The 23,768-nt window shown below is 34.9% G+C and carries 24 protein-coding genes and 1 other annotated feature; of the genes, 7 read left to right on the top strand and 17 right to left on the bottom strand.

From position 1 onward, the window contains the following. Positions 1–7: 7 nt before the first annotated feature. The 3 genes from MHH69_RS04630 to MHH69_RS04620 are packed head-to-tail and all read right to left on the bottom strand — an operon-like array spanning position 8 to position 1,854. Positions 8–1,003: a stage V sporulation protein AD gene (locus MHH69_RS04630; RefSeq protein ID WP_122973375.1), complete on the bottom strand. Its 996-nt coding sequence runs from the start codon at positions 1,001–1,003 to the stop codon at positions 8–10. Then, on the bottom strand, positions 997–1,452 hold the full coding sequence (spoVAC, locus tag MHH69_RS04625) for a stage V sporulation protein AC (protein WP_341361826.1): 456 nt from the start codon (positions 1,450–1,452) through the stop codon (positions 997–999). The genes MHH69_RS04630 and spoVAC overlap by 7 nt, the downstream gene beginning before the upstream one ends. Next, positions 1,453–1,854, bottom strand: a complete 402-nt coding sequence (locus MHH69_RS04620) for a hypothetical protein (protein ID WP_122973377.1) — start codon at positions 1,852–1,854, stop codon at positions 1,453–1,455. Positions 1,855–2,046: 192 nt separating this feature from the next. On the opposite strand from MHH69_RS04620, the gene MHH69_RS04615 reads away from it, so the two are divergent. After that, complete coding sequence (locus MHH69_RS04615; RefSeq protein WP_122973378.1) at positions 2,047–2,559, top strand: CotY/CotZ family spore coat protein; 513 nt, start codon at positions 2,047–2,049, stop codon at positions 2,557–2,559. A gap of 47 nt (positions 2,560–2,606) precedes the next feature. On the opposite strand, the gene MHH69_RS04610 is transcribed toward MHH69_RS04615, so the two are convergent. The 6 genes from MHH69_RS04610 to MHH69_RS04585 all read right to left on the bottom strand — a co-directional run bounded on the left by MHH69_RS04610 (position 2,607) and on the right by MHH69_RS04585 (position 7,381). Next, positions 2,607–2,939, bottom strand: a complete 333-nt coding sequence (locus MHH69_RS04610; protein ID WP_122970996.1) for a 4-diphosphocytidyl-2C-methyl-D-erythritol kinase — start codon at positions 2,937–2,939, stop codon at positions 2,607–2,609. A gap of 74 nt (positions 2,940–3,013) precedes the next feature. Further along, positions 3,014–4,390: a magnesium transporter gene (mgtE, locus tag MHH69_RS04605; protein ID WP_122970997.1), complete on the bottom strand. Its 1,377-nt coding sequence runs from the start codon at positions 4,388–4,390 to the stop codon at positions 3,014–3,016. 128 nt (positions 4,391–4,518) lie between these two features. Beyond that, a complete protein-coding gene (locus tag MHH69_RS04600; RefSeq protein ID WP_122970998.1) occupies positions 4,519–5,427 on the bottom strand; it encodes an RluA family pseudouridine synthase in 909 nt (302 codons plus the stop codon). 12 nt (positions 5,428–5,439) lie between these two features. After that, positions 5,440–6,234, bottom strand: a complete 795-nt coding sequence (locus MHH69_RS04595) for an NAD kinase (protein WP_241559269.1) — start codon at positions 6,232–6,234, stop codon at positions 5,440–5,442. Position 6,235: 1 nt separating this feature from the next. Next, positions 6,236–6,910, bottom strand: coding sequence for a GTP pyrophosphokinase (locus tag MHH69_RS04590; protein WP_122971000.1), 675 nt, complete (start codon positions 6,908–6,910; stop codon positions 6,236–6,238). A gap of 84 nt (positions 6,911–6,994) precedes the next feature. Continuing rightward, entirely contained in the window at positions 6,995–7,381 is a 387-nt protein-coding gene (locus tag MHH69_RS04585; RefSeq protein ID WP_122971001.1) for a UPF0738 family protein, read from the bottom strand. A 100-nt stretch (positions 7,382–7,481) separates the two neighbouring features. On the opposite strand from MHH69_RS04585, the gene MHH69_RS04580 reads away from it, so the two are divergent. From MHH69_RS04580 to MHH69_RS04565, 4 genes are all read left to right on the top strand, one after another. After that, a complete protein-coding gene (locus MHH69_RS04580; RefSeq protein WP_338322884.1) occupies positions 7,482–8,072 on the top strand; it encodes a CYTH domain-containing protein in 591 nt (196 codons plus the stop codon). Between the two features lie 6 nt (positions 8,073–8,078). Beyond that, positions 8,079–8,828, top strand: a complete 750-nt coding sequence (locus MHH69_RS04575) for a lytic transglycosylase domain-containing protein (protein ID WP_277749708.1) — start codon at positions 8,079–8,081, stop codon at positions 8,826–8,828. A gap of 219 nt (positions 8,829–9,047) precedes the next feature. Beyond that, positions 9,048–9,449, top strand: a complete 402-nt coding sequence (locus MHH69_RS04570) for a globin domain-containing protein (RefSeq protein ID WP_122971004.1) — start codon at positions 9,048–9,050, stop codon at positions 9,447–9,449. Beyond that, positions 9,446–10,258 carry a DsbA family protein gene (locus tag MHH69_RS04565; RefSeq protein WP_341361825.1) on the top strand — a complete coding sequence of 271 codons (813 nt, stop codon included), beginning with the start codon at positions 9,446–9,448 and terminating at the stop codon, positions 10,256–10,258. Before MHH69_RS04570 ends, MHH69_RS04565 begins: the two co-directional genes overlap by 4 nt. Positions 10,259–10,374: 116 nt before the next feature. Here the strand turns inward: MHH69_RS04565 and MHH69_RS04560 are convergent, their stop codons facing one another. The 5 genes from MHH69_RS04560 to spxA all read right to left on the bottom strand — a co-directional run bounded on the left by MHH69_RS04560 (position 10,375) and on the right by spxA (position 16,665). Next, positions 10,375–11,589 (bottom strand): ISL3 family transposase, encoded by a 1,215-nt coding sequence (locus tag MHH69_RS04560; RefSeq protein ID WP_136292374.1) that lies wholly within the window; start codon positions 11,587–11,589, stop codon positions 10,375–10,377. Positions 11,590–12,054: 465 nt separating this feature from the next. Then, complete coding sequence (pepF, locus tag MHH69_RS04555; RefSeq protein ID WP_341361824.1) at positions 12,055–13,863, bottom strand: oligoendopeptidase F; 1,809 nt, start codon at positions 13,861–13,863, stop codon at positions 12,055–12,057. Between the two features lie 53 nt (positions 13,864–13,916). Next, positions 13,917–15,050, bottom strand: coding sequence for a competence protein CoiA (locus tag MHH69_RS04550; protein WP_122971007.1), 1,134 nt, complete (start codon positions 15,048–15,050; stop codon positions 13,917–13,919). Positions 15,051–15,201: 151 nt separating this feature from the next. Continuing rightward, complete coding sequence (gene mecA, locus MHH69_RS04545) at positions 15,202–15,855, bottom strand: adaptor protein MecA (protein WP_122971008.1); 654 nt, start codon at positions 15,853–15,855, stop codon at positions 15,202–15,204. A gap of 414 nt (positions 15,856–16,269) precedes the next feature. Then, complete coding sequence (spxA, locus tag MHH69_RS04540; RefSeq protein WP_174232646.1) at positions 16,270–16,665, bottom strand: transcriptional regulator SpxA; 396 nt, start codon at positions 16,663–16,665, stop codon at positions 16,270–16,272. Between the two features lie 474 nt (positions 16,666–17,139). Next, positions 17,140–17,357: a binding site (T-box leader), on the top strand. Positions 17,358–17,441: 84 nt separating this feature from the next. Here spxA and trpS point away from each other — a divergent pair. Next, complete coding sequence (trpS, locus tag MHH69_RS04535) at positions 17,442–18,431, top strand: tryptophan--tRNA ligase (RefSeq protein WP_122971010.1); 990 nt, start codon at positions 17,442–17,444, stop codon at positions 18,429–18,431. A 275-nt stretch (positions 18,432–18,706) separates the two neighbouring features. On the opposite strand, the gene fabF is transcribed toward trpS, so the two are convergent. Both fabF and MHH69_RS04525 read right to left on the bottom strand, forming a co-directional pair. After that, complete coding sequence (fabF, locus tag MHH69_RS04530; protein WP_122971012.1) at positions 18,707–19,942, bottom strand: beta-ketoacyl-ACP synthase II; 1,236 nt, start codon at positions 19,940–19,942, stop codon at positions 18,707–18,709. Positions 19,943–20,010: 68 nt separating this feature from the next. Further along, positions 20,011–20,949, bottom strand: coding sequence for a beta-ketoacyl-ACP synthase III (locus tag MHH69_RS04525; protein WP_122971013.1), 939 nt, complete (start codon positions 20,947–20,949; stop codon positions 20,011–20,013). 190 nt (positions 20,950–21,139) lie between these two features. On the opposite strand from MHH69_RS04525, the gene MHH69_RS04520 reads away from it, so the two are divergent. Continuing rightward, positions 21,140–21,331, top strand: a complete 192-nt coding sequence (locus MHH69_RS04520; protein WP_122971014.1) for a YjzD family protein — start codon at positions 21,140–21,142, stop codon at positions 21,329–21,331. A gap of 111 nt (positions 21,332–21,442) precedes the next feature. Here the strand turns inward: MHH69_RS04520 and MHH69_RS04515 are convergent, their stop codons facing one another. Next, positions 21,443–23,575, bottom strand: a complete 2,133-nt coding sequence (locus MHH69_RS04515; RefSeq protein ID WP_341361823.1) for an ATP-dependent Clp protease ATP-binding subunit — start codon at positions 23,573–23,575, stop codon at positions 21,443–21,445. Positions 23,576–23,768 lie beyond the last annotated feature (193 nt).

Genomic DNA, 23,768 nt, shown 5'->3' with positions numbered 1-23,768 from the left:
TCTCGCCTCACTCCATCGTTATTTCGATTGCATGCGCAGTACAAGGTATTGTCTCCCCTTGTTGAAATGACATTGGAGAGAGTAGAGCGCCTGTCGCAACTAGTAATACTTTTTTATAACGTCCTATTTTAAGTTGCTGTTCAATATAGCTAAAAAATACGGATGCTGAACACCCAGCGCCACTAGCTCCAGCTTGAAACGTCTTATCATCACCGTAAAACTCTGCTCCAGCATCCCTTAATATATCTAAATCTTCCTGTTTGGCACCCGTTTGAGCAAACATCGCTTTTAAAATTTTTAATCCTATCTTCCCTAAATCTCCAGTCATGATCAGATCATAATCCGTTATTTTTTGATGACGTTTTTTCAAATGGGAAGTAATCGTGTCATAAGCTGCAGGCGCCATTGCTCCTCCCATATGAAACGGACTTACTTCACCATAGTCAACTACTTTCCCTACTGTCCCCGCTACAATCGAAGGATATTTAGGATTATGTTTTCCAACAAGGGCATAACCTGCTGCCGTTACTGTCCATTGAGAAGTGGCAGGTTTTTGAGCACCATAATCAATTGGATAACGAAATTGTCGTTCAATAGAATTATGTTGACTCGAAGCTCCTGCTATAGCCAGCTCCGAAGCTCCTAGCTCCGTAAGTAGACTGGCAATAATAACAGAAGAGATAGATGTAGCACATGCTGAAAACAATCCAATAAAGGAAATAGCCAGTTCTCGAGCTGCAAAATTGGTAGGTGTCATTTGATTGACTAAATCTCCACTTAAAAAGAAATCCACATCTAAATTGTTTATATTGGCTTTTTTCATTAGAATGTCACAAGCTTCTTGAATCATTTGAGAGTGACCTTGTTCATTCGTCTTTTGTCCCCATCTTTCATCTTCAATGACAGAGTCAAAAAATGAATAAAATACACTCTTTCTTTCAACTGGCCCTGCTACGGCTCCACAAGCAAGAATTGATGGTTTTGATGGGAATAAAATTACCATTCTAGCACGCCCACCGATACTAAAATAAGTTTAATAAGAGCTACAAAAAAAGCGGAAGCGACACCAAATAAAATAACAGAGCCAGCTAATTTAAACATATTGCTTCCTACACCAAGAACAAATCCTTCTGTTCGCCCTTCGATTGCAGCTGAAATAACCGCATTACCGAATCCTGTTACCGGTACTGCACTACCAGCCCCTGCAAATTGACCAAGTTTCCGATATAAACCTAATCCAGTTAATATCATAGCTATAAAAACCATCGTTGCTACTGTCGCATTACCAGCAGTTTGTTCTGTAAAATTAAAAAAGATTACATATAAATAAGTAATTGCTTGTCCAATCGTACAAATAATACCTCCAACAAAAAAGGCTTTTAGCACATTTTTAAAGTACGGAGTAGGAGGAGTCATTTGTTGCTCCAACTGTTGATATTCTTGCGGATCCATTTATGTTTCCTCCTTTGCTAAATCTTTCAACTTTTTAATTTCATCCGCCATTTTTTTCTCATTCTCTTCCTCTAAAAGCTTCTGGGATTCCCAATGCAATTTGTAATCTGAGGATACAAGAACTTTTAAATCGGGGTATTTTTCTTCAATTTCCTTTTGAAGTCTTTTTTCTACTTTTTGTTCTTTAAATCCGAGCCAAGGATTTACTTGAATGGAAACTAATAATTCATCTTTAACAAAAATAGCCGTTGCTGAATATATTTCTTCCTGATTACGTATCGATTCCTCAATTTCAACTCGTTTCTCCTCATCAGCAGCTAAATCTGTTACTTGAATAGTTTGTTCATTTGAACATCCGATTAAAAAAAATGGGACAAATAAAAGTGATGCCAATTTTTTCAAAATTCAACCCCCTTTTTAACCCATTATGCTCATGAAAAAGCGAATTTATTCAGTGCGTCCAATTAGGTAAAAGGGTAATTTTTTTCATAAAAATGGTGAGGAATTTTAAACGCCTATAAACTATCGCCCGGTTTTCCTTTTCAAAATGACATATTGTAGATTGAAGCTATGATAAAGTGAGGTGAAATGATAATGGGTTGTGGAAGAAATAATAATATCGGTGGCACATCACATCATCATGAAGGGTGTGTTTGTGAAGTTGTAAAAACAATATTAGATATACAAAATCAAGCAGTAAACGACGACTGTGACGGCTGTGGCACAAGCTGCTTCTTAGAACCACTAGGTGGTCTTGCTTTCCCATCAAGACAACAAGCAGATACTCGAGTATTCATGTTATTAAATACAAATGGCTTACCGTTCTTTGCATGGTATAAATCAAAATTAGGTGGAATGCATCCATCACCATTCTTCAGAGTGGAAGATGCCTTTGATTGCTGTGCTACATTACGTGTAGTTGCTCCAGTTGATATGTCTGAAGGTGACGAAGTAAGTTTATTAAATGAAGATGAAACAGGATTATCTTTATGTTTAATCCCAGACGTATGCGACTTCAAGAAAACAGAAACTTGTTTAACAGTAGATCTTTCAGCATTTGCAGGAGTTCAATGTATTAAAGATACAAACTTACACATTTGTGACTAACATGAAAAAAAGAAGTCGGCAAATCCAATAGGATTTGCCGACTTTTATTAATATTTTGTAGAAATCGATACAATATCTGTTCCATTAATGACTTCCACATTTTCATTAACTTTCATCTTCACTTGATAGCCATCAAATTCTTCAATCACACCAATTACTTTTTCGTTATTTCGTAAATTTAATACGAGAACACGTCCACTTTTCTTTCTAACTGGCTGACAAAAATAATAAAGCTGTTTTGCAATGACCGAATTTGTTTTCTCTGATCGAGAAATTTCATAGACAGAAGTACTCTCTTCAAAAAACTGTTGCGTTTCTTCCTTATCCAACTCGATATAATAAAACGGCGGAGTTGGAATAAACAATAAAGGTTCTTCCATTTTACACATCCTTTTTTACTTATAAATATGCAAAATGAAATTTTTCGTGAATCACGCCACCTCCATTGTTAAAGTTAACTCAACTGTCCTAAAAATGTTGTAGCTAATCCTAGGTAGATTAATATACTCGTTACGTCATTAAGGGTTGTGATAAAAGGACCTGAAGCGACAGCAGGGTCTACTCCAAGCTTATGAATTAATAATGGAATAAAGGAACCGGCAATCGTAGCAACTAATATTGAACAACTGATAGCCGCCCCTACTAATAACCCAACAACTAACGTATGTTTCCATACGAAAATAATCCCGACGACAATTAACCCACAAACAATTCCTGTTATTAATCCTGTTAGCACTTCCCGAAGCAACATCTTCATTTTACTTTTTTCATCAATTTCGCCTGTTGCTATACCGCGCACGGCTACAGCTAATGCTTGTGTCCCACTATTCCCTGAAGTACCGGAAATGAGCGGAATAAATAAAGCGAGTAAAGCAACTTTATCTAACGTTTCTTCAAACTGACCCATTAAAGTTGCCGTTATCATTCCTAAAAACAGTAGCATAATGAGCCAAGGCAATCGTTTTGTTGCCGCTTTAAAGGGACTTGCTTCAATATCGTCAATATCCGTTACACCAGCTAGCTTTGAATAATCGTCGGAAGCCTCTTCATCGATAACGTCGATAATATCATCGACTGTAATAATCCCTATTAATTTATTTGACTCATTTACAACCGGAATGGCAAGGAAGTTATAGTCTTTCATAATTTGCGCGATGTCTTCTTGGTCATCAGAAACTTTTACATAGACAACACGTTCGTTCATAATATCTTTAATTAACGTATCTTCGTCGGAAATAATTAAATCACGTAACGAAATAACGCCTGTTAAACAATGATTTTCATCCACAACAAATACATAATAAATCGTCTCCGCATTCGGTGCTTCATTACGAAGAACCGTCATGGCTGAACGTACAGTGGAATTTTCAAGTATCGAAACGTATTCCTTCGTCATAATGGCACCAGCAGTATATTCCTCATATGCTAGGAGCTCATTAATTTCTTCAACCGTTTCACTATCCATAATTTCTAAATAGCTTTCACGGTGTTCATCATCTAATTCATTTAAAACGTCCACCGCATCATCGGTATACATATAAGAAAGCATTTCTGCCCCATATACAGTGTCCATTTCTTTTAAAAATTGTTCATATTCTTCATCTTCTAATTCAATTGCTTCAAAGATTAAAGCCATTTCTTGAGGAGACAAGAATTGATAGATTGTTTTACGTATGTCAGGTCCAACCTTCTCATAAAATTGTGCCTGATCATATGGATGAAGTTCTAAAAAGCTTTCACGGAAACTTTCAATATTACCTTCCAGTAAATATTGACGTAACTCTTCTACATTATATAGTTCTTCATTTTTATTTTGTTGTTGCTCTACCATACATGTCCCCTCCTCTCAAGTTATTATAATAGGTGGATTTTGCTTCTACGTAAACCTATTTTTAAAACATCATAATATTTTTATAATTCCATCAGAAAAATAAAAGATGTTCGAGTACTCGAACATCTTCAACTTTCATGATTCAATAACCGTGCCATCGATTCAAGTATTTCACTGGAAAAATGTAAATTCTCTCCTGTTAATGGATGGTTCATTTCAAGTAAAACGCAATGAAGGGCTTGTCTATTATACAGCTCTCGACTTCCTCCATATAGCTCATCTCCAACTAAAGGATGACCAAGATAAGCCATATGGACACGTATTTGATGGGTTCTTCCGGTATGAAGCTTTAACCTTACATGGGTAATCGGCTCTCCATTTTTCATATACCCTCTTTTTAAGACTTTAACATCGGTTCGGGAATATTGACCATCATGTCGAACTTCCCTTTCTATAATACTTGTCTCTTTTCGTCCGATTGGGGCTTCAACAATTTGCTCATCTAATACGACATGACCGTGGACCATCGCTTCGTATTGTTTATTGATCATCTTATTCCTTTGTTGTAGCCCCATCAAATGATGAATATGGCGATGTTTTGCAATGCACAGTAACCCGGAAGTGTCTCGGTCAAGTCTTGTAACAATATGTACAGTAGAAGGAATACCTTGCCCTTCAAAGTAACCACTCACCATATTGGCAATACTACCTGTTGGTTGTTCCCGAGATGGGATTGTATTCATAAAGGGAGGCTTATTTAAAATAAGCAATGCCTCATCTTCATAGACAATATTCAATTTTCCGTATTCTACAATTAATCCACTACTTACTTTTTCTTCTGGAAAAATAATTGTAATTTGATCGCCCTTTTTTAAAACATAACGAACAGTTTGCTCCACACCGTTAACATGGATCGTACCACCATTAAATTTAATCGATGTTAAAGCTTTTCTAGAAATACCTTGGCGACTAATGGCATCCCGCAAAAGTTGGCCATCTACTTCCGCTTGGAATTGTAATTGAAATCTTTTTCCCATATGTTCTCCTCATTATTCATTCGACACGAATGAATCATGTACCCTCTCCCAAAATGGAAATGGACGGAATCGGGCAAATCGTACTTTTTCGTTTGCTACTTTGAAAGTAACGCATTTTAAATCATCCTGGATGAGATGGATATGATCAATTGTCATCGTAAATTGTTGGTCTTTTACCGGCTTTAACGTGCAACTATGATGGGCAGGTAACACAAGGGAAGATCCAACGGTACGGAAAACGCGATTATTAATCGAAGCCATTTCCGTTATTTGAAATGCTTGCAAAGTCGGGTGAATAATTGCTCCACCTAACGCTTTATTGTATGCCGTACTTCCTGAAGGAGTTGAAACACAAAGGCCATCTCCACGGAATCGCTCAAATTGATTCCCATTAAGTTCAATATCCATTACTAACGTAACATCCGGAGATTTGATTGTTGCCTCATTTAAAGCTAAATAATTTGCAGTTTCGGCGTGATGGGTATGGACTTGCACTTCCAACAAAGGATATTCCACAACATTGAACTCATTTTTCGCTATTGATAATACTAATTTCTCTAACTCTGACGGTTTCCAGTCAGCATAAAAACCAAGATGACCTGTATGAATCCCAACAAAGGCAACTTCATTTAGACGATGGGAATGGCGATGGAAGGCATGCAATAGCGTCCCATCTCCACCAATGGAAATAACAATTTCCGGCTCTTCATCATCTAAGACAAGTCCAAAATCTTGTAAATACGTTTTGGCAAGTTCCATTAATTCATTCGATTGAGAATCTCTGCGTGATTGAATAGAAAATTTCAATTTACTCACGCTCCTTTCCCTCATTAGTTGATCGTATTTTTGGATTGATTGCTTCTTTAATCTCACTGAAGTAAACTTGAGCTTCCTGAATTTCACTACGAATCGAAGACATTTCTTCATCTAATTTAAAAGCTGCTTCCGCCGCGTTTTGTAATCGATATTTAATTTCTTCTGGGAATATTCCCTTATATTTATAGTTTAATGAATGTTCAATGGAAGCCCAAAAATTCATAGCAAGGGTACGAATTTGAATTTCTGCTAATACTTCCACTTTGCCAGTTATCGTCTCTACCGGATACTCCACAATCATATGATAAGATCGATAGCCGCTCGGTTTACTATGTGTAATATAGTCTTTTTCTTCAATTACTTTCAAATCATCCCGTTGACGAATTAAATTTACTACCGTTGAAATATCATCAACAAACTGGCACATAATTCGTAGCCCTGCGATATCTTGTAATTCGGTAGCCAATTGTTGAGAAGGTTCAAAGGCTATTCCTTTTTCCAGGGTTTTATCGTATATACTAGCTAATGGCTTTACCCGACCTGTCACAAATTCAATTGGAGAAGTTGATCCCGTAATTCCAAATTGTGAACGCATCCCTTTTAATTTAATTTTCAATTCATCTACAGCCTGTTTGTACGGACTTAGAAATGTACCCCATGGTACCATAGAAGACTCCCCCCAACGCAAAGACAGCATTATTTCTGGCTTATGATTCATTTTTTAGGCTTTGCAAATGATTTTGTTTACCTACTATTCACCAATTAAAATTTCTTTAAAAATTTTTTCTACAGTACCAACAAACTCATTTCCGTAATTATCATTTCCTTCAATATTGAAAAGAAGGGAATGCAATTCTTCCGTAAAGTTGGTTAATTTAATTTTTTCATCTTTCACCATTAAATAAGGATCACGGTTTAGCTTCACTAATTGAACAAGTTCTGACCAAAATTTTTGAGGAATTTGTACGTAGCTATACCCATCCCCCTCTTCAACTAAATAAATAAAAGCGAGGTTATCCGAATCTGCAAGAACTTGTCCAGCAGGTTCAATTTGTATTCTATTTAGACTTTCGTTTAAACTAAAGTGTAAATCGTTATGTAAGTATTGACATTTCTCTATTTTATAAAGGTTTCGCATTATGTAACTTCCCTTCACCACTTATCTTTTCATATTTTAACATAGCCCCCTCCATTTCGAGAAAAAGAATGTGGAAAATTACATATTTAGAAAGGAAAAAATGATGAATCAACAATTTGAAATTGAATTTAAAAATGTACTAACAAAAGAACAATATGAAAACTTATTAAAAAAATTCCAAGTAGAAGAAAAAATGATTGTCCGTCAAACGAATCATTACTTTGATACTCCCCAATTTCATTTAAAAGCATTATCTTCTGGATTGCGGATTCGCCAAACAAAAAATAAAACTGTTGTCACATTAAAAGAAAAAACAGCAGAAAACATTCACCTAGAAACAACGGAAGAAATTACTGAGGAGCAAGCTCGTAATATGCTTCAAGGAAATGGATTTGTTGCCGACAAAGTAAAGGAACAATTAAATCGATTGAACATTCCCATTGAAGAATTAAAATTATTCGGTTCATTAACGACAGACCGTGTGGAAATTAATTACAAAGGTGGAACTCTTGTATTTGACCACTCTTTCTATTTGCAGTGTGATGATTATGAGGTAGAATATGAAACAGATAATGAAATCGAAGGAAAAGAAATTTTCCAGAACTTTTTAGAAGAAAATCAAATCGCTATTCAAGCGGCAGATAAAAAAATCGCCCGCTTTATGAAAGCTTTAAATGATAGGAAGGGTTGAAGCGGATTGGAAATATCATCAATGAAGAAGTTACTTGAACTTCAAGCAATTCAATCATTTGGTAACATATCAAACGTTCAATCGTTATCGGATGGCAATTCCATCTTTACACAATTATTGGAAGAAATGATGCTGACTTCATCCACTTCCATAAATAGCTCAGAAAATTTACTTGGCTATTATGCAAGCATACAAAATGAACCTACAACGAATTTAATAGATAATAATTACTTATCAAATTTTGCCTATAACAGTGATGCCCAATATTTATCTCCTTATTACAACGAATTAATTCAAGACGTTGATAACAATCTATTTACAAACCATATAAATAAAGATTATGTTAATTCGACAGGTTACAAAAATGTATTAGCTGGTGCTGAAGCATATGCTGATATTATTGCACAGGCATCTGAATTATATGGAGTGCCTGAAAAACTAATTGCATCAGTTATTAAGCAAGAATCAAACTTTAATGAAAAGGCGGTTAGTTCCGCTGGCGCTACAGGCTTAATGCAACTAATGCCAGGCACAGCTAGATACCTCGGTGTAGAAGATCCAACTGACCCTGTCCAAAATATTATGGGTGGAACAAAATATTTAAGTCAAATGTTAAATAAATTTGATCAGAACGTTGAACTTGCTTTAGCAGCATACAATGCGGGACCAGGGAATGTAACGAAATATGACGGCATTCCACCATTTAAAGAAACTATACATTATGTTAATAACGTATTAGGATATTACAAGGCGTAATAGGTTTACAGTCATTCTTTCAATCTATTTTCCCCTCATATATGCGATTTGTTTGTGAAAAAGGGATTACGTTGTTAGAATATAACTAACACCTTTTGATAAAGGTTACTAACGATAGCTATTTTGGCTTAATTACTTTTGTTGTCAATTGATTATACGGTATGCAATACGCAGATATTTCATTACGTATACTTATAAAAGAAGTAAAGGAGTACACCTATGAATCGAAAATATACGATTCCTTACGAGGAAATTGGTGCTGAAAAACTTTCTGACCTCCTTCACGCTTTTTATAAACGTGTTGCGAAGCATCCACAGTTAAAACCGATCTTCCCAGAAGATTTAACTGAAACTATTAGAAAACAAATTCAATTTCAGACCCAGTACTTAGGTGGGCCAAATCTATATACAGAAGAACACGGTCATCCGATGTTAAGAGCTCGTCATATACCTTTTAAAATTACACCAGATCGTGCACAAGCTTGGTTGGAATGTATGAAAGAGGCGATGGATGAAGTCGGATTGGAAGGCAAATTCCGTGAAGTCTATTATCAACGACTTGTCTTAACGGCTAATCATATGATTAATTCGCCAAATGAAGATGAGGAGGAGTTTGAATGAATAATGTCCAATTATTATCGAAACCTGCCGCACCTTCTATTACAAAACCAATAGAATTATATATTTTTCTCGATCCACTTTGTAAAAAGGCATTAACAATGCAAACGATGCTACGAAAGTTAACTGTAGAGTATGAACATTATTTTACTTGGCGTTATATTTTAAGTACAAAGCTAGCCTCTTTAAATACGCTAAGTCGTCGTACAAAGGGATGCATGACTGGTGCCGAATTGGACATTACCCATCCGGCACTCCCATCTATTGCGATTAAAGCAGCGGAACTTCAAGGTAAAAAAGCTGCGACTCGCTATTTATTAAAGCTACAAGAACATGCGTTATTAAAAACGAAAAATGTAACTTCCTATTCTGTGTTAATTGAAATTGCAAAAGAATCAAATATCGATTTTGATGAATTCATTTCCGATTTCGGTTCGAAGGAAGCAGCAAGAGCCTTTCAATGTGATTTGCATATAACCCATGAGATGGAAGTTGACGAAATTCCAACAATTGTTTTCTTTAATGAATGTATTGAAGATGAGGGATTAAAAGTTAGTGGAATGTATGCCTATGAAGTTTATGTTCAAATTTTACAAGAGATGATCAATGAAGAAATCACTTGTAATCCCCTTCCTACCTTTGATGAATTGTTTAATCGCTTCCATATACTAACGACTAGTGATGTGGCAGAAATTTATTCAATTTCTCATCAAGAAGCAGAACGAGAATTAAAAAAACGAATGCTTCAGCAAAAAATTGAACGCCTAGCAAACGATGATGTAACGTTATGGCGCAAAAAATGTATTCAATAGAGCACTTATTATTTCATCTATTATTCTATTAATAGACAGAGACTTTCATTGTCTTTGTCTTTTTTTATGGTTCTATGTCAAATGTTGGGGTGAAGTGATATTACACGGCACCCCGATTATCCTAAATGAATCCCAATTTTCTTAGATAAATTATTTAATAAAATTTTCGCTTTAAAGTGTTCATAGCTTCTAAAACCATAAGCATTACGCTTCAAAACTTTTGATTTATTATTAATTCCTTCTAAAAAACCATTTGAATATCCAAAACTTAAACTATTTAAAATTTCAACTTGCCAATTTTTTAGCGTTTGAATGGCCTTTAAAAATGCCGGAATATTTGCTTTTTCTACCTTTCGGTAAAAGGCTTCTAATCTTTTTTTTATTTCTATCAAATCATTTGAAGTTTTTGCCCAATCAAACCATTCGCAGTAAGCTTCTTTTAATTCATAGGCTTGCTTTAGTTCCTTCGACATTCCTATGTAACGATTTAAGTACCAACGATTCGTTTCTGTTAACTTATCAAATCGTTTATATAGTACATGACGCATTTTCTTACATTTCTTTCGATCATATGCATGCCATTCTTTTTGAACATTTCGACGTACTTCATCTAGTGCCCAGTAAATATAACGACAATAATGAAAGCGATCCGCAATAATAATCGGGCGATTTAACGCCTTCCTAACTGCTGCTTTAAAGCTTGGATTCATGTCCATAACCACAATTTCTACATCTGCACCGTATTTCATCAAGTAATCCTTAATGGTTTCTTTTCTACGATTTGGTAAAATATCAATTGGTTCATGTGTTTCCGCATTGGCAATAATTAATTGATAAGTTCCCGCATCGGTATCTGCTTTATATTCATCAATCGCGATACATTTTGGTAAATGAACCCCTTCATTTAATTGTTCCTTTACTACTTCTTTAAAGCGACGAATCACTGTTGAGCTTGATGTACCAAGTACTTCAGCTGCTTCTTTAAATGTTTTTGCCTTTATTGAACGGATTCGTACAACTTGATTCCATTCTTTCGAGAAACGTTGATATTTATCCACGAAAGGGGATTTTTCTGAAAAACGTTTCCCACATTGGCATACATAACGACGACGTTTATAAAAAAGGACGGTTAATCGTTCAAACCATTTTAAATGATTAATTTTTTGAATTCGATAATCATGGACTTTTGATGTTATATTCTTGCATGCTGGACATTGATGTTCTTTTTTTGGTATGGAAACGTGTAGAACAATACGTTCCCCCATCTCCTCCACCTTATGAACAGTTACACCTTTTAATCCTGGAATATTCATGTTAAAATTCATTTGCACGTATCACCTTTCATTGCTTGTTTCTCGACAATTCAAGTATATAGAAATCGGTGATTACGTGCTTTTTTATTTATGAAATTTTTTCAAACCCCAACAAATATTATAGAGCCTTTTTTATTGGAAATATATGAACAAAATAAAAGAGGCGTCATTATCCTTCTACAAGAATAATGACGCCTCTTTTCACAAAGGGGATGGGAGAAATGTTCACGTTCAAACAAAGGGGTGTATGTTTGTTATGTGATTTATTTCACGTATTTACTTTATCACGGAAAGATAAGGGATGCAACGAAACTACAGTTGTTTCACAAAATCGTCAAATAGTAAACGTTTTCAATGGTTTCCATCCTCTCCGAAGGCAGTTTTAAATGAAAAATATATTAATGGAAAAGGATATTTTCATAGATTTTTTACAAAAAAATGGTGCCACACTTTAATGTGTAGCACCAACAAGATTCGTTTTATTTACTTTTTTAATAAAAGGCTTTCTAATTCATTTAATTTTTCTTCAAATACTTTACATGCATCTTGAATAGGCTTTGGAGACTCCATATCCACACCTGCTGCTTTTAATACTTCTATTGGGAAGTTGGAACAACCAGCTTTTAAGAAATTGTTAATATAACGATCTACAGCAGGTTTCCCTTCTTCTAAAATTTGTTTGCTTAAGGCAGTGGCAGCACTTTGTCCAGTTGCATATTGGTAAACATAATAGTTCATGTAGAAATGAGGAATTCTTGCCCATTCCAATGCAATTTCTTCATCGACTGTCATGTCATCGCCGAAATATTGTTTATTTAAGTCATAATAAATTTCATTTAGTCGTTCAGCTGTAATGGCTTCCCCGTTACGATCCAATTCATGAACGATATGCTCAAATTCAGCAAACATCGTTTGACGGAAAACGGTACTGCGGAATCCATCTAACCAATGATTTAATAAATAAATTTTATGCTGCGGATCTTCTGTAGTTTTTAATAAATAATCAAATAATAATTCTTCATTACATGTTGATGCTACTTCCGCAACGAAAATAGAGTAAGAAGCATAAGGATATGGTTGATTTTGACGCGTATAGAAACTGTGCATACTATGACCAAATTCATGGGCTAACGTAAATAAATTATCTAAGTTATTTTGCCAATTCATTAAAATATATGGATTTGTTCCATAAGTACCAGAAGAGTATGCCCCGCTACGTTTCCCTTTATTTTCAAGTACATCTACCCAACGGCTTTCCAATCCTTTTTGAACATTCGATTGATATTCTTCACCTAGTGGTTCAAAGCTTTTCACCATAATGTCTTTTGCTTTTTCATAAGGCATTTCAATTTTCACTTCTTTTACAAGCGGTGTAAATAGATCATACATATGCAACTCTTCAACACCTAAAACTTGTTTACGTAATGACACGTAACGATGAAGAACAGGTAAAAATTCATGAATGGTCGAAATTAATTGATCGTACACTTTCTCAGGAATATAATTATTGCTCATTGCCGCATGTCTAGCAGAATTATATTGTCGTACTCTAGCACTAACGTTATGGGTTTTTACATTCCCAGCTAAAGTAGAAGCAAAAGTATTTTTAAACTTACCGTAAGTATCGTACATTGCTTTAAAAGCATTTTTTCGCACTTCTCGGTTATCACTTTCTAGAAACGTTATATAATTGCCGTGGGTTAATTGAATATCTTCCCCTTCATCATTTTTTACAGTAGGAAATTCTAAATCCGCATTATTTAATGCACTAAACGTATTTCTTGAGGAACCTGTCACCTCTCCAAGTTGGGCAAGGAGCTCTTCCTTATCTGCTGTAAGAATATGTGGACGTTGTAAATTGAGTTCCGTTAACATTTGATTATATAAAGTTAACGGCTCATACTCACGAATATATTGTTGAATCGTTTCTTCTTCCATCGATAATATTTCTGGTGTTACGAAGGACCATGCAGCAGATAGCTTCGCACCTAAAGAACGAACTCGACTATCCATCGCTTGATACTTTCCATTCGTCGTATCTTGGTCATGTTTTAAATGGCTATAAACATAAAGTCTTCCAAAGCGTTCGGATAATTTATCGCTAAATTGTAAAGTGTCATATAAATTTTTTGCACTTTCTGCTACTTTTCCTTTATATTGATCCGCCTCTGGTAGTATTTTTTCAATTTCCTTAAATTCCTGTTCCCATGCCTCGTCTGAAGGAAAAATCCCTTCTAAGTCCCATGTTAATTCAACAGGTACTTCTTCTCGTGTTAACACTTTTTTTGCCATGTAATGACCTCCCATACCATTTATTTCGTAAATCGAATTACAAATCCATTTTCTCAATATTTAGTTTTTATTGCAAGAAAATGACTGTATAACTGATAAAATAATTCTTCGTAATGAATTGATTGCCGATAATGCTCAATTGATAGAGACTCGAGTATTTTACAATAATCACGGACAACCGATATGGCAAAATTCGTTTCAGGTAACTTTGCCCATTTTATAAATTGTAGAATGACGGTTTGATTAATTTGGGCTAATGATTTTTTTGTGACGTGCAAAAAATAAAAAAGGGCTGCTTGCCATTCTAATGGAGATACTTTTAAATGTTCACTTCCATGAATCGGTATGCCGATGTAGTTAGGGAGAGTTTGTCCATTTAAACGAAGCTCATAAAGGCTTCTTAAAAGTAAATGATGTACCCCCTTTTTATTAACGAATAAAACTGATTGTAAATAATTATGCTTCACACGATTAAATAAAATGAAATATTGTTTAAACTCCTGTTCGGTTAATTGTTTAGGTATATAAAAGGGAAACTGCTGTTTCATTCGGGGAATCACTTGTACTTTGGAAATAAAACGATTGCCATATAGATGCATGAGATTAGTCATATAAAGAAATTGTCGCACTATTGGATTGTACTCCATAATATAAGAATGTCGGTCAACAGTCATCTTAAATAGTTGGAGTTGTTTATTTAAAGATATTATTTGTATTCCTTTTTGATAACTTTTATTAGGTGTTTTCGGAATCCAAAAAGGTACAATCCCGTTACTTTTATAGCCGAAATTTCGCTCCTTCAATCGTTGCAAAGTTATTGGACTGCATTGAAATTCAATGGCAAAGCGTCTATTTTCTTTTTCTATTAGTAAATCTGGTCGTTGTTTTAATTCGGATAGGTAAGGTTCTATTTCAACCTGTAATCCAAGATAATGGAATAATTGATATAACTGTTCTTTTCCTAACAAATGCTGTTCTGACTCTCTTTCAGAAAAGCGATGCTCACATTCTTTTTTGGAATAATGGGCAAAATGGGGAATTTTAAAAGTACCAATTTTCAATAGGAGGGGCTCTTTACATTGGGGACAATAAAATCTTTCCATTTGTCTGAGTTGCTTTAATGTTGTTTTCGGTATGCTTGAATTCAGTACAAATCGTTTATTTTGTTCAGTGTAAGCTACAAGCATTGTTTACCTCCCTTTTTTATTATTTTAAAAAAGGAGCAGAGATGTTTTCAACAATTCCACTAGTAAAGTCTTCAAAATAAAAATTTCCAATGCTACTTCTTTTGTAAGAAGCAAAAAAAGAGATGCCTTGAAAAAGACACCTCGTTTTATTTTATCCAAAATATTGAATTACAGTTTCAAAACAATCTTCTGGCATGATTGCTTCACCATATTCTTGTAATCGATAAATCGAAATTTTCGAGCTACCTAAATATTCATTAATAATGGAACGAATATTTTGGCGTTCAACTTTTTCAGTGATATTTGAAAAATCAATCGCTACATAATAGTATTTTTCAAATTTGAATAAAGAAGATTGTAATCCGAATGGAAGCAAACGATTTGCTACAGGAATAATTTCATCAATATCTTTAAATTTGTAAATAGAGATATGATTTGTTCCTTGATGATTTACTTCTTCTTCTTCAAAGGAATCAAAAATGGATTCATCTAAATTTTTGTTATGGGCAGCATCTCGATGTTCCTCAAAACTTGATAATAATGAATTGGATTCACCATCTGAATTTATATTAGCACGAGTTACAATCACTTCAAGACCATGTTCAGAAGCATTCACATGTATCCAAATTGGTCCATCAAGATCAAAGTAATCTTCTGTATTGATCTCTCCAATCATATCCCAGAAAAGTTCTTCCCCTTTTGCTCTGTTATACCAAATCTCCTCACGACTATAACCACGATCTTCAATATCACGATAAGTAATGAAGAGTTTAATTGTGTTTTCGTTTACGCGTTCGATGTCCATTAGACTCAACTCCCTTCACAGTCATTCGTTGAAAAACAAAGAAAGCGTTCTTAGTATGTTTTGTATTGTACAGTTTTAACCTGACAATTCAAAAACTTACGACCAGTAATACAATGCAATTTTTGCTACAGAACAAAACGGTTTTTATTTATATCTATGCTTTATTCTATAACTCTATTGTATGATTACCTATTTAAAATGAAAAGAAAAAAACACTGTTCAAATAAAATAATTTGAATATTGAAATTGTAGTTGACTATACAGATGAAATCAAGTATAACGATTTGAAAAATGAATTAAAATTTTCCTTTTTTTCTACTTTATAAAATAGAATTAGATATATAAATAAAAATCGATAAAATCCAAGATTAATGGATTTTATCGATTAACGAATCTAAATATTCCTAAAAATAATTAATTCACCATTTTTTGTGCTTCTAACAATTGAAAAGCACGAACTTTCCTTGGTAAAAATCGTCGGATTTCATCTTCATTATATCCAACTTGTAAACGTTTCTCATCTAAAATGATAGGTCGACGTAATAATCCAGGATATTCTTGAATTAATTCATATAATTGTTGTAATGGTAAACTTTCCACATCAACATTTAATTTTTGGAAAATTTTTGAACGTGTCGAAATAATTTCATCTGTTCCATCTTCAGTCATTCGTAAAATTTCTTTAATTTCACTGATTGTTAATGGCTCAGAAAATATGTTACGCTCTCTATATGGAATCTCATGTTCTTCTAACCATGCCTTTGCTTTTCGACAAGATGTACAACTTGGTGATGTAAATAATGTTACAATCATTATTACACTTCCTTCCTAAGTGGTATCGGTGTGTATATTCTCAAGCTTTTATTAGTTTAGAATTAATTTAATTTAAAAACATGTTTTCATTATACAACAATCTTTTTCATTTGGATATAGCTTACCATTAAAAAAGAATTAACATGTCACATTAATTATGTCATTTTTTTCTCTTTTAAAACGGAATTTCTTAATTTATTGTTAGTTACTCTATTTATTTCCCTTATAGATAAAAAATTAAACTATTTCCATTCATCAATTTCAATATTCTCAATTAGCCGACATTAATCGAGAAGATATCGCAACTTTCTGTTAAATAGTACGTTTTTTTCAAGAAAAGCGTAACTGGAAAACGATTTATTGCGTTCTTCGATACAATCCTACCCAAACTTTTTCATTTTCATTCCAACAATAGAAATAAATTAATATTTGCTTTTAGTTCTAATTTTTTATATAATTTTTAAACAAATTGAAAAAACGATGAAAAAGAGTAGTACTTTTGCCTACCGTGCATAGAGAATCTGTGGTTGGTGTAAACAGAAGACGGAGCAATAGGAATGGACTTTCGAGTTGGCTTTATGAACTTACACTTTTAGTAGTAAAGCCCGTTTACTTCTCGTTACGAAGTCAAAGTGGTCATTAATGACAAACTGGGTGGTACCGCGGATTCAACATCATTCGTCCCATTACGTGAAAACGTATGGACGTATGATGTTTTTTTATGCTTACTTTTAAAAAGATTAAATCTTTAAAGAACATTAGGAGGTTTTTACATGAAAACGATTTTTTCAGGTGTTCAACCAACAGGAGTTATTACATTAGGAAATTACATAGGAGCACTTATGCAGTTTCCAGCCCTTCAAGATGAAGGAAACGCCATTTATTGTATAGTAGACCAGCATGCAATTACCGTTCCACAAGATCCTAAAGAGTTACAATCAAACATTCGTACATTAGCTGCAACTTATTTAGCAGTTGGAATTGATCCAAACAAGGCAACATTATTTATCCAATCGGAAGTACCCGCCCATGCTCAAGCTGGCTGGATGTTACAATGTGTAGCAACGATTGGGGAACTTGAACGTATGACCCAATTTAAAGATAAATCCGATGGAAAAGAATCGGTGAATGCTGGTCTTTTAACTTACCCACCATTAATGGCTGGTGATATTCTTTTATACAATACAAACATCGTACCAGTTGGAGAAGACCAAAAACAACATATCGAGTTAACTCGCGATTTAGCAGAACGCTTTAATAAGCGATTCGGCGATGTCTTTGTCATTCCTGAAATTCAATTACCGAAGGCAGGGGCTCGTATTAAATCCCTTCAAGAACCAACGAAAAAAATGAGCAAATCTGACCCAAATACGAAGGCAACGATTCGTTTACTCGATACGCCAAAACAAATTGAAAAGAAAATTAAATCTGCCGTTACGGATTCAGATGGCTTTGTAGCATTTGATGAAACGAATAAGCCAGGTGTTTCAAATTTATTAACAATTGAATCAGCTGTTACAGGGCTAGATATTGCCACATTAGTGAAAAAATATGATGGCTTAGGCTACGGTGCTTTCAAAGAAGGGGTCGCAACAAGTTTAATTGAACATTTGACGCCTGTCCAAGAACGCTTTAACGAGTTAATTCATTCTGAAGAGTTAGATCGCATTTTAGATGAAGGGGCAGAGAAAGCCAATGCCATTGCATCTAAAACGATTAAGAAAATGGAAAACGCGATGGGATTAGGTCGAAAATCAAAATAAATAAAATAATCAGTGACACGATCGCTATGTATAATTCATGGGTTCCAACAATAAAAGACCAAACTGCTGACCATGAATAACCTAGTGTTCGATAATTTAAATAAAGTAGTAAGTTCCCTACTGACATGACACAAATTCCATAGCTAAATAAAAAGAGCATAAATCGAAACATGTCCACCATCCTTTAATAACTAAATATTCATTTTCATAAACAAAAATGCCTTTAGCTTTTCGCTAAAGGCATCTTTTATTTCGACATAATGTCAGAATTAAAATTAATCGACTTTTTTCAACAATAAACTTGCATTATGACCACCAAAGCCAAGGGAATTACTCATTGCATATTCTACAAATTCTCTACGGGCAGTGTTTGGTACATAATCTAAATCACATTCTGGATCAGGATTTTCTAAATTAATTGTAGGCGGTAAAACACCTTCTTTTAACGCTAAAGCAGTAAAGATTGTTTCTACCCCACCAGCAGCACCTAGTAAATGACCTGTCATCGATTTCGTTGAACTCATTGCCAATTTGTATGCATGATCGCCAAATACTGTTTTTACGGCTTTTGTTTCAAATAAATCGTTATATTGAGTACTTGTTCCGTGGGCATTAATATAACCTACTAATGATGGACTTACTTCACCATCATCTAATGCTTGTTGAATAGCACGGGCAGCTCCTTCACCTTCTGGAGCTGGAGCAGTAATATGATAAGCATCACCTGTTGCACCATATCCTACTATTTCTGCATAAATTTTTGCACCACGTTTTTTAGCAAGTTCATATTCTTCTAATACTAAAATACCAGCACCTTCTGCAATAACAAATCCATCACGATTCGCATCAAATGGACGGGAAGCAGTTTGGGCATCCGGATTTAATGACAATGCAGTACTTGAGCAAAATCCTGCTACTGCCATATTTACGATTGGCGCCTCAGCACCACCAGTAATCATCACATCTGCATCGCCACGTTGGATTACTTTAAAAGCATCCCCGATTGAGTTAGTCCCAGATGCACATGCCGTTACAGAACATGAATTGATACCTTTTGCTCCTAAGTGAATGGACACTTGACCAGAAGCCATGTTTGGAATCATCATCGGTACAAAGAATGGGCTTACCCGACGTACCCCACGTTGTTGGAACGTTTCGAATTGATTTTCAAAAGTTTCCATACCACCTATACCTGAACCGATCCAAACACCTACTCGTGGTGCTAATTCTTCCGTAATCTCAAGCTCAGCATCTTTTACTGCCATGATAGAAGAAGCTAACGCATAATGAGTAAAACGGTCCATTTTTCGTGCTTCTTTTCTATCTATATATTGTTCAATATCAAAATCCTTTACTTCAGCTGCTACTTTAACAGGAAACTTTTCAGCATCCACTCTCGTTAAAGGTCCAACACCTGATTTTCCAGCAATTAAATTTTCCCATGTCTCTTCAATTGTGTTACCAAGCGGTGTAACAGCTCCGACACCTGTAATCACGACTCTTCTTTTCATGGTTTCTCTTTATCCCCCTTAGGTTCTAAACTATTTATTAGGTTACTATAAAAACGCTATGATTTCTATTATTTTCCCCATTTGAGCACTACAGCGCCCCATGTAAGTCCTCCGCCAAATCCAACTAAAACGATAATATCATCATCTTTAATTTTTCCAGCTTCTAACTCATCTACTAACGCAAGTCCGATAGATGCTGAAGAAGTATTTCCATACTTATGAATACGTTTGGATAATTTTTCTTCTGGCAAATTCAATCGTTCTCTAGACGCTTCCATAATTCGAATATTTGCTTGGTGAGGGATTAAAAAGTCTACATCTTCTTTTGATAGACCTGCTTTTTCTAAAACTGAAATCGCTGATTCTCCCATCTGTCTCACAGCAAATTTAAATACTTCACGGCCATTCATAGCAATCGCTTTTTGATCATTTAAAAATAAATGTTTACCGCCAGTTCCATCTGCACCTAACTCGAAAGATAGAATACCTCTACCTTCACTCACTTGCCCAATCACTGCTGCACAAGCACCATCACCGAATAATACTGCCGTGTTTCTGTCTGTCCAATCCGTAATCTTGGATAATTTTTCAGCACCTACTACTAACACATATTGATAACTTCCGCTTTCAACAAATTGTTTTGCTGTAGAAAGTCCGTACATAAACCCTGCACATGCCGCGGAAACATCCATTGCTGCGGCATTGACAGCACCTAGTTTTTCCTGTAATTGACAAGCAACGCTCGGGAATCCACGGTCAGGTGTTACCGTTGCCACTAAAATTAAACCGATTTGATCCGCTGAAATTTCAGCATTTTTTATAGCAGATGCAGCTGCTGCATAGGCTAAATCTGATGTATCTTCGTTTTCACTCGCAATTCTTCTTTCTTGAATTCCAGTTCGAGTACGAATCCATTCATCATTTGTATCTAAAATTTTCTCTAAATCAAAATTTGTCACTACTTTTTCGGGAACATATTTGCCTACTCCAATTATCCCAGCATTCATTTTTTAACCCCCTGTTTTTACGACTAACAATTAGTACTTGGTCTTAATTATAGCTCATAAAGATTTTTTCCTCAACCTTTTAATTCACGAATTGTTCTAAAACTTTATTGTTCTTTTTTACAGACCTATGTTATGATAAATAAGATGAATATAGGTATACTAACTTAAAAAGTTTTTAGAGGTGAAATGAATGCGATATTTAATGACTTTAGTATGGTCTTTCCTTTTAGTTACGATGTTAAACTATGTTGTAAGTTCCATTTTAGCCGTAGAATTCAGCTTAACAACTAGTGCAATCCTTGCAGTTATTTTTACTGTTTTAATCTTTATTATTAGTGCAATCATTCCGAACGAGCCGACTCCTGAAGCGGATCATCACTAATAAAACAAGCACTTCCATATAGAAGTGCTTTTCTTATTTTATAGAGAATTTAATAGAGAACGGGTAACTCCAATGAAGAGTTACCCGCTTTTTTATGTCAGTTGAACTTTTCTATTCTTTCCACACAGTTAGTTGGTCATTTTCCATCGTTACATGTAATGTATCGCCTGGTAGTACTTCCCCTTTTAATAATTCTCTAGCCACAGCTGTTTCAACATGACGCTGGATAAAACGTTTTAGTGGTCTTGCCCCAAATTGGGGATCGCTTCCTTGCTCAACAATCCAATCCACTACGCGTTCATCCACTACTAGATTGATTTCTTGTTCTGCTATTCGTTTACATAATTGTTCAATATATTTCCAAGTAATATCACTAAAATGTTTTGAAGATAGTGCATGGAAAAGAATAATATCATCTATTCGGTTTAATAATTCTGGTTTAAAGTGTAACCGAAGTTCATTCATTACTAAATCTTCTACTGCTTCTTGTTGTTCTAGTTTTGATTCCAGTAAATAATGGGAACCTATATTAGATGTCATAATGACTACTGTATTTGTAAAGTTGACTAGTCGACCTTGACTATCTGTAATTCTACCATCGTCTAATATTTGTAATAATATATTTGCCACATCTGAATGGGCTTTTTCAATTTCATCCAATAGAACGACTGAATATGGGTTTCTACGGACCGCTTCTGTTAATTGGCCACCTTCTTCATATCCAACATATCCAGGAGGTGCTCCAACCAGTCGTGAAACACTATGTTTTTCCATATACTCACTCATATCGATTCGAATAAAATGCTCTTCTGAATCAAATAGTTGAGCTGCTAACGCTTTCGCAAGTTCCGTTTTCCCTACTCCGGTAGGGCCTAAGAAAATAAAGGAACCAATTGGTCTGTTCGGATCTTTAATTCCTGAACGGGCACGCCAAACGGCTTCTGTAACTAGATTAACAGCCGTATCTTGTCCAACTACTCGTTCATGTAACGTATCCTTTAAGCGTAATAACTTATCCCGTTCCCCCTCCACTAACTTTGTTACAGGAATTCCTGTCCATCTAGAAATGATGGATGCAATTTCTTCTGCCGTTACTTCTTCACGTAAAATTCTATTTTCAGAACCAACTTTCAATTGTTCTTCGAGACTCGCTAATTCTTTTTCCAAAGCTGGAATTTTACCATGGCGTAGTTCTGCTGCTTTATTTAAATCATATTTACTTTCCGCCTCTTCTAAATCGCGACGATATTGATCTAATTGTTCCCGTTTCTGTTGGATTTTTTGTAAACTTTCCTTTTCTTCTTCCCATTGTTTCCGCATCTTTTCAGATTTTTCTTTTAATGTGGCCAATTCGCTATTTAATGATTCGAGACGTTTTTTACTTCCTTCATCGTTTTCTTTCGTCAATGCTTGCTCCTCAATTTCCAATTGCATGACACGTCTTGTTACCGAATCTAGTTCTTGAGGCATCGAATCAATTTCCGTACGAATCATAGCACATGCTTCATCAATTAAATCAATTGCTTTATCCGGTAAAAAACGATCCGTAATATAGCGATTTGATAATTGGGCTGCCGCGATTATCGCTCTATCATGAATCCGTACCCCATGATGTAATTCGAAACGTTCTTTTAGTCCACGTAAAATGGAAACCGTATCTTCAATGGAAGGTTCCCGAACCATTACTTGTTGGAATCTACGTTCTAATGCCGGATCCTTTTCTATATACATCCGGTATTCATCTAATGTCGTTGCACCGATACAATGGAGTTCTCCACGGGCTAACATCGGCTTTAACATATTACCAGCATCCATTGCACCATCTGATTTGCCGGCTCCAACAATCGTATGAATTTCGTCGATAAATATAATAATTTTTCCGTCTGAATTTTTCACTTCCGTTAAAACGCCTTTTAATCGTTCCTCAAATTGTCCACGGTAACTTGCCCCCGCAATTAATGAACTCATATTAAGCTCGTATAAAATACAATCCTTTAAACCTTCTGGCACATCTTTTCTAACAATTCTTTGAGCTAATCCTTCTATTATCGCCGTTTTACCTACACCCGGCTCACCAATTAAGACAGGGTTATTTTTCGTTTTTCTTGATAGGATACGAATGACATTTCTAATCTCTTCATCTCGACCAATAACGGGATCCATTTTCCCACTTTTTACTTCTTCAATTAAATTGCGACCAAATTGTTCTAATGGACTGCGATTGTCTTGTTGTTGAAATTGCATTCAATTAACACCCTTTCAAAAGATGAAATTAATTTGACCTTTTTTGACTATTTCAATTATATGTTGTTTAAGGGAGCAATGCAAAAATTGACACTAAAAAGTTTTAGACATAACGTTTATTCCCATTCAAGTTTCAATAAAAAATAAAAAAGTGCAGTGTAAGTCAACGTGACTTATACTACACTTTTCTTTT

It is taken from the genome of Ureibacillus sp. FSL E2-3493 (assembly GCF_038077515.1).
Taxonomy (GTDB): domain Bacteria; phylum Bacillota; class Bacilli; order Bacillales_A; family Planococcaceae; genus Ureibacillus; species Ureibacillus halotolerans.
Note: the sequence above shows the minus strand (reverse complement) of the source record. Positions and strands in the feature narration are given on the sequence as shown.